This is a genomic window from Brunnivagina elsteri CCALA 953 (assembly GCF_002289455.1).
In the GTDB taxonomy this organism is placed as follows: domain Bacteria; phylum Cyanobacteriota; class Cyanobacteriia; order Cyanobacteriales; family Nostocaceae; genus Brunnivagina; species Brunnivagina elsteri.
The window spans coordinates 1-7,008 of sequence record NZ_NTFS01000350.1; the positions used below are offsets into that span (position 1 = coordinate 1).

6 protein-coding genes are annotated in these 7,008 nt (G+C 41.4%); 3 read left to right on the forward strand and 3 right to left on the reverse strand.

The window, feature by feature from the left end; genetic code table 11:
- Positions 1-302 (forward strand): transposase (locus CK510_RS23390; RefSeq protein ID WP_143289398.1); only part of this gene is annotated, 302 nt, incomplete at its 5' end.
- A gap of 113 nt (positions 303-415) precedes the next feature.
- Here the strand turns inward: CK510_RS23390 and glgB are convergent.
- The 3 genes from glgB to CK510_RS23405 all read right to left on the reverse strand — a co-directional run bounded on the left by glgB (position 416) and on the right by CK510_RS23405 (position 3,820).
- Positions 416-2,707: a 1,4-alpha-glucan branching enzyme gene (gene glgB, locus CK510_RS23395; RefSeq protein WP_095723971.1), complete on the reverse strand. Its 2,292-nt coding sequence runs from the start codon at positions 2,705-2,707 to the stop codon at positions 416-418.
- A gap of 206 nt (positions 2,708-2,913) precedes the next feature.
- Complete coding sequence (locus CK510_RS23400) at positions 2,914-3,249, reverse strand: hypothetical protein (RefSeq protein ID WP_095723972.1); 336 nt, start codon at positions 3,247-3,249, stop codon at positions 2,914-2,916.
- A 361-nt stretch (positions 3,250-3,610) separates the two neighbouring features.
- Positions 3,611-3,820: a hypothetical protein gene (locus tag CK510_RS23405; protein ID WP_095723973.1), complete on the reverse strand. Its 210-nt coding sequence runs from the start codon at positions 3,818-3,820 to the stop codon at positions 3,611-3,613.
- Positions 3,821-4,267: 447 nt separating this feature from the next.
- Here CK510_RS23405 and CK510_RS23410 point away from each other — a divergent pair, with 447 nt between their 5' ends.
- Both CK510_RS23410 and CK510_RS23415 read left to right on the forward strand, forming a co-directional pair.
- Entirely contained in the window at positions 4,268-5,032 is a 765-nt protein-coding gene (locus CK510_RS23410; protein ID WP_095723974.1) for a hypothetical protein, read from the forward strand.
- Positions 5,033-5,091: 59 nt separating this feature from the next.
- The gene (locus CK510_RS23415; protein WP_095723975.1) at positions 5,092-6,921 is read left to right on the forward strand and encodes a peptidoglycan D,D-transpeptidase FtsI family protein; all 1,830 of its coding nucleotides are present in this window, start codon (positions 5,092-5,094) and stop codon (positions 6,919-6,921) included.
- Positions 6,922-7,008 lie beyond the last annotated feature (87 nt).

Here is a 7,008-nt window from a genome sequence, read left to right on the forward strand (position 1 = left end):
AAGTAATGCATGAACTAAAAGAGAAATTTAGAAAAAATTTTAATAAGACTAATGATTGGTATACGGGAGTCTTTAAACTAGGTATGTGGTTATCGAAAGCTAAAAAATATTTCCCAAATAGCAATAATACTATTATTCGTTGGTTCGATGAAATTATTGCTTACTTTGATAATGGTACTACTAGTGGTGCTGTTGAGGGTATTAATAACAAACTCAAGCTAATTAAACGTTCTGCTTATGGATTTAGAAACTTTGATAACTTCCGAATTAGGTGCTTATTAAATTGGCATTTTAATTGTTAGTTTGGCATAACAAGTACTGAAGAACCTTTTTTTATTCTCTCTGCGCCTCTGTGTCTTGGCGGTTAAAAAATATAAATGAGGGCAAACAACCGTTTGCCCATTCCAAACTGTCTCTACTCTTGTTGCATCATCTGGGCTGTTTTATCTTTATCGAGCTTCAAAATCAGCACAGCCAACGGAGGTAGACACAAATCTAGGGAATACTGATGATTGTGCATTGACCAAGCATCAGTCCACTTACCACCCAAGTTACCCATATTACTACCGCCATACTTACGGGCATCGCTGTTAAATAACTCAGTATAAAAACCAGCTTCAGGTACGCCAATGCGGTAATGTGAATGGGGTTGGGGTGTAAAATTACAAACTGCGATCGCAAAGTCATTTGTATCTTTATCGCGACGAATAAACGAAGCCACACTATGACGATTATCGCTACAATCAATCCACTCAAAACCTTCTTCCGCAAAGTCTTGGCTATAGAGACAAGGTTCGGTTCTATAGAGTTTATTTAAGTCGGCAAAAAATTGCTTTAACTGCTGATGGGGTTCGTACTGCAACAAACTCCAGTCTAAATCGCTCCAGGCGTTCCACTCGTTCCACTGCCCAAATTCCATGCTCATAAACATGGTTTTTTTCCCTGGATGGGCAAACATGTATGTAAATAAAGTCCGCACATTCGCAAATTTCTGCCACCTGTCACCGGGCATCTTCCCAATCATATTACTCTTCCCATGCACAACTTCATCATGGGACAAAGCCAACATGAAATTCTCGCTATGGTGATACCACATGCTGAAGGTAAGATTGTTTTGATGGAATTGACGGAACCAAGGGTCCATACTGAAGTAATCGAGCATGTCGTGCATCCAACCCATGTTCCACTTCAAATTAAAGCCAAGTCCACCAACGTATGTGGGCCAGGATACCATAGGCCAAGAGGTCGATTCCTCGGCTACGGAAATGACACCTGGGAAGTAGCTGAAAATCAAGTGATTCGTCTGCCGCAAGAAATCAGCCGCTTCGATGTTTTCCCTGCCACCATACTGATTCGTAACCCATTCACCCTCTTTACGGCAATAATCCAGGTATAGCATCGAGGCAACGGCATCAACCCGGATTCCGTCAATGTGGTACTTGTCGAACCAAAATAGGGCATTTGCAACCAAAAAATTCCGAACTTCATTGCGAGAATAGTTAAATACTAACGTTCCCCATTCCTTATGTTCACCTTTGCGGGGGTCAGCATGTTCATAGAGGTGTGTACCATCGAAGAATGCTAAACCATGTCCATCTTTAGGAAAATGTCCGGGAACCCAATCTACAAGTACAGCAATACCATTTTGGTGGCATTGGTCGATAAAGTACATGAAATCTTCGGGAGTCCCAAAACGGGATGTGGGGGCATAATATCCCGTAACTTGATATCCCCAAGAGCCATCAAAGGGGTGTTCAGCGATGGGTAGGAGTTCGATGTGGGTATATCCCAACTCTTTGACGTAGGGAATCAAGCGATCGCTCAATTCCCGGTATGTTAAAAAGCGTGAACCGGGATTGAGTTCGGAAACGGGGACAATCGGTGCATATGTGCCATCTGCATGTTTACCTGGTTCGGTACTAGCAGCATGTAACCACGAACCTAGATGTACCTCGTAAACCGAGATAGGTTGGTTTAGGGGTTCGGTGTGACGGCGTTTTTCCATCCAGTCTTTATCATTCCACTGGTAGGTATTCAGGTCAGTGACAATGGAAGCAGTTTTGGGACGGGGTTCTTGTTGGAAGCCGTAGGGGTCGGATTTTTCGTAGATATGCCCCTCAATATTTTTGATTTCATATTTGTAGTGTTCCCCCACTTTACTTCCAGGAATAAATAATTCCCAAACACCAGTTTTTCCTTTACGCATTTGGTGCTTGCGTCCATCCCAATTGTTGAAATCGCCAAGTAAGGAGACATTACGAGCATTGGGTGCCCAGACAGCGAAATAAACCCCTTTCACCCCATCTATTTCAGTGGGATGTGCCCCTAATTTTTCGTAAATCCGGTGGTGATTCCCTTCCGAGAATAAATGCAAATCAAATTCTGTAATTCCAGGAGAACGGAAAGCATAAGGATCGTAAGTAACAAGTTCGCGATCGCCTTCTTTGATCCGTAGCTGGTAGTTATTTAGTTCTTTGGTTTCAATTGTGCATTCAAAAAAATGGGGATGATGCACGCTTTCCATCGGATATTCTTTGCGTTCTTCGGGAATGACTACCCATACCTCACTTGCATTTGGTAGATAGGCTCTCACAGCCCAGACACTTTTACCATTTTGCTCTATAAGATGACAACCGAGAACCTCAAAAGGGTCTTGATGTTGGTTCGAGATAATGCGGTTAACCTGTTCGGGAGGGAGAGTGGTCATAAACGTGAAGCTACCTACGTGCAGCTATAAAGGGCTAAGTAAATTTTCTTTTTTTATCTCTGTCTATATATATTCTTTACATTTATTTGCCAATTTGTCGCCTAATTGGTTAAAGGAATGTAGAGATGGGATATATCGCGTCTTCTATAAATTGCGAATTGCGTAGCTTGCTTGTCGCGAGTGGGAGTATTGCCCATTGCCCAAAATCAAAAATTCAAGAATGGGAAAAATTGCAGTAATGTTTTCCGCAGTCGCAACAGAAAAATTCGCTCCCGAATTGCTGGATCGAGTTTTGGTGCGGGAGCTACTCGCAATTGGGCTTGGAGTTCGATATACTCTGCTGCTGTAAGTGGTTTGCCATCAATAGGCGATCGCGCTGCTGTAATTATCTCTGTTCGCAAGATTTCTTCGGGGATATCCTCTGCTGATACTGAAGATAATGCTGGTTTTAACCCACTGCTGACTGTTGCGATCGCAATACTGGTTATAACTGCGATCGCTATCAAGGTAATTCTTTTTTTAATTTGTTTTTTAATTTCCATTCCCCTAAACTCATTTGATTAATTTTAATCATCAATCAACCAGTTCTCAATATCAATCATTTATCTATAGATATTTCGGTAGGACACCGATACAAACCAAGTAAAAAAATAAAGACCTGGCAAAAGAACGATCATTCATTGCCAAGTCAATATTTTTATATTTATAAATAGACTACGGAAAATGCTCAAGAGCTTCTACCAGTGTAATTAATAGACAAATTAACACTCTCAAAACTCAAATATTTATCCCGCCATTATCGCTAAAACCATTAGCAGCTAATGGTGTAGCGGTAATTAAACGACTAACTTGCTATAAGCAAGCCCCTAAATCAGTGCTATCAATAAAATCCCAAAATCAAATTTAGGGAGATTTTGTAGCCTTAGGAGTAGCTGCACCAGCAGGAGTAGTAGCTGCACCACCAGCAGGAGGTGTAGTAGCGCTGTCTGTGGGTTCACCTGCACCTGTTGGAGATGAAGTGCTACCAGCTGGGGGGGTTTCGCCACCCTCACAAGCTCCAAGAACTGTAGCTAGACCTAATGCGAGAGCAATACCAAAGATTCTAATTTTCATAACTCCTCTTTCACCAAAATGCGGCACTAATAATTTTCAGCCTGAACAATAAGATACAGCATTTGCTGTTTTTTTGAAATTTTTTTTTAGATGACCGACACAAATGTGGTTTTTCGTGCTTATTTCGTATTCCCGGTATTAAACAGGCGTTTACTACTTATTTGTATCTACAATATCTTATATTGAAACCTATTTTCAAGTATGGCGATACCCCGTAGGATTAAACTTCGTTTATTCAACTCGAACGTGCTAGCCTGAATGACGAATCAGCCGAAGATATCAAAAATTATCATCTTTGCATCTTGTTGAATTAGTCTTGTTGGATTAGTCTTGTTGAACTGTACATCCTCTTGCCATAATTAATCCGGTGCTTTTGCCAATATTTTTTTCGTCAATATTTTTTCACTGTATTTTCAACCTCAACCAAATTTACTATCAACCAAAACTATGGCTGCTGTTCGCAAATCAGATATTGATACTTCTACAAAAGGTGGTTGGTTCCGACGCAAACGTTCTCGACTCCGGGAAAATCCCTATCCAGAAAATTCTCAAACAATCTCGACAAATACTAATACATTTGTTTCAACCAGCATCCCAGAAAAACAACAATCATCCTCTTCATTTTCAGCCTCAGGTTCCCAAAACACCACAAGGCGATCGCAATCTTCTGGACAAGCTTCTGTCCATGCTAAGGTTCCCAAAACTTCCGTTAATCCCTCAAACACCAAGTTAAATAAGGCACAGCCTCTCAAGCGAGAAAGAACAAAAGCAAGTCTTGCCACTAAGCATCCAGAAGCGAGAGTAAAAAATACCAGTGCTATTCCTGTGATGTCAGCAGCAGAGACAATGCCAGTATGGATTTTGCGTTTACATGGTTTACAACGGCATACTTCAGTGGTCTCATTTGTGCTAGTTATTTCCACATTGATTGCCTATGGCTGGACAGTATATTCGCAGCAACTTTGGGGTAAATCGTATCGCAGACTGCAAGATTTGCAACGTCACGAACGGCAATTAACAATCACGAATGGTGTACTCAAAAGTAAAATGGCTACGGATGCGGAAAAGCCAAATTCAGGACTATCTTCTCCAAATCCTAAGAAAACAGTTTTCTTAGATAGTACACCTGGAACTACCAACTCTGTTGCTCCTAATCTACCTGTAAATCCCATACCTCCAGAACAACGGTTCAAACCTGAACCTGGATATTAGTTTTGGGCATTAGACAATGGGCAAATAACCACTATTGGTTTCATTACAGAAGTAGAGTAATGCAGAAGAAGTTTTCCAGCAAAATCAAGTTCCGAAATTTACGTTCATCAGAATTTAAAACCAGTCTGCGAAATCGAACAACGGGAAATTCGCAGGATAATTTTATGCCAGCAGCACCAGAACAAACATCTAATATCAAAGCTCGTTTGTTCACTGTTTGGGGAGTATTAATTACAGCCGGGATTGGATTAGGATTTAATTTATACAATCTCCAAATTGTTCGTGGTCCCAAGTTGACGCAGCAGGCAAGAAGTCAGCAGATGGTAAATTTGCGCCCTTATATGCCTCGCAGACAGGTGGTAGATCGACAGAAGAATGTACTGGCTATCGACCAACAAGTGTATACTTTATACGCCCATCCTAAGCAGTTTACTCAGTCACGTCAGAAGGTAGCGGAACTTTTAGTACCAATTTTAGATAAAGATGCGAGCGAATTAGAAAAGAAATTTACAGCTAGAAATAGTGGTATTATTCTAAACTCTGCATTACCCGAACAACTTGCCGATCGCGTTTCGGCATTATCTCTAAATGGTTTAGAGTTGCGACAAAAATATGCACGTTTCTACCCGCAGCAGGATTTAGTTTCCGAGGTGGTAGGTTATGTTAACTTAGACCGTCGAGGTCAGGCTGGAATCGAATATAGTCAAGAAAAGCTCTTGGAACGTTCGGTACAAACAGTACGTTTGAGTCGTACTGGAAATGGTACGTTAATGCCAGATTATGCACCAGAAGGTTTTCCAAATACTGACGATATGCGCTTGCAACTCACGATCGATAGTCGTTTACAACGTGCTGCACGCTTCGCTTTAAAAAAACAGATCGAGCGGTATAGTGCCAAGCGTGGTGCTGTGATTGTCATGGATGCTTACGATGGTTCGTTGCTGGCAATGGTGACGCAACCGACTTATAACCCGAATGACTATTCTAAATCGGATATTTCCCTGTTTAAGAATTGGGCTGTTGCGGATTTGTACGAACCAGGTTCGACTTTTAAACCCTTAAATGTCGCGATCGCATTAGAAAATGGTGTCATCAAACCAGATGATACATTCAACGATTCCGGTACGATTCAAGTTAGCGATCGCACCATTAAAAATGCTGAAAATAAGCGTTATGGACGCATAAATATTGCTCAAATTCTCCAAAACTCCAGTAACATCGGCATGGTGCAAATAATTCAGCGTCTACGTCCTAGTATTTACTATGGTTGGTTAGAACGAATGGGATTAGGACAAAAATTAGATACAGATTTACCTTCCTCGGTCACAAGTCAACTTAAAAGTCAAGAAGAATTTATAAACACACCTATCGAGGCAGCTACAACTTCCTTTGGACAAGGTTTTTCCCTCACACCATTACAACTAGTCCAAATGACTGGGGCTTTAGCAAATGGTGGTAAATTAGTCACACCTCACGTTGTCAAGGGATTGTTAGATAGTAAAGAACAAATGCACTACAGTCCAACACTTTCCGAACCTCGGCAGCTTTTCTCACCAATTACCACGCAAAAGGTTGTGGAAATGATGGAAACCGTAGTTTCCGAAAAAGGTACGGGGAAAAAAGCGATGATTCCAGGGTATCGCATCGCCGGAAAAACAGGAACTTCTCAAAAAGCCAGCAGTTCTGGAGGTTATCAAGCGAATGCTAGAATTACCAGTTTTATTAGCATCTTACCTGCCGAAGCTCCCCGTTATGTAGTCTTGGCAATAGTGGATGAACCCAAAGGGGAAAATGCATATGGTGGAACTGTTGCCGCTCCAATTGCTAAGTCAGTCATGGAAGCATTAATTACTACCGAACAAATTCCACCTAGTACGTCAAGGCAGTAGTGAGTAGGCAGTAGGCAGTGGGGGAAAGCCTATTATTACTGGGAATTTGAGGATTAAATAATGGTCTGGTTATTTACGCCGAACTGT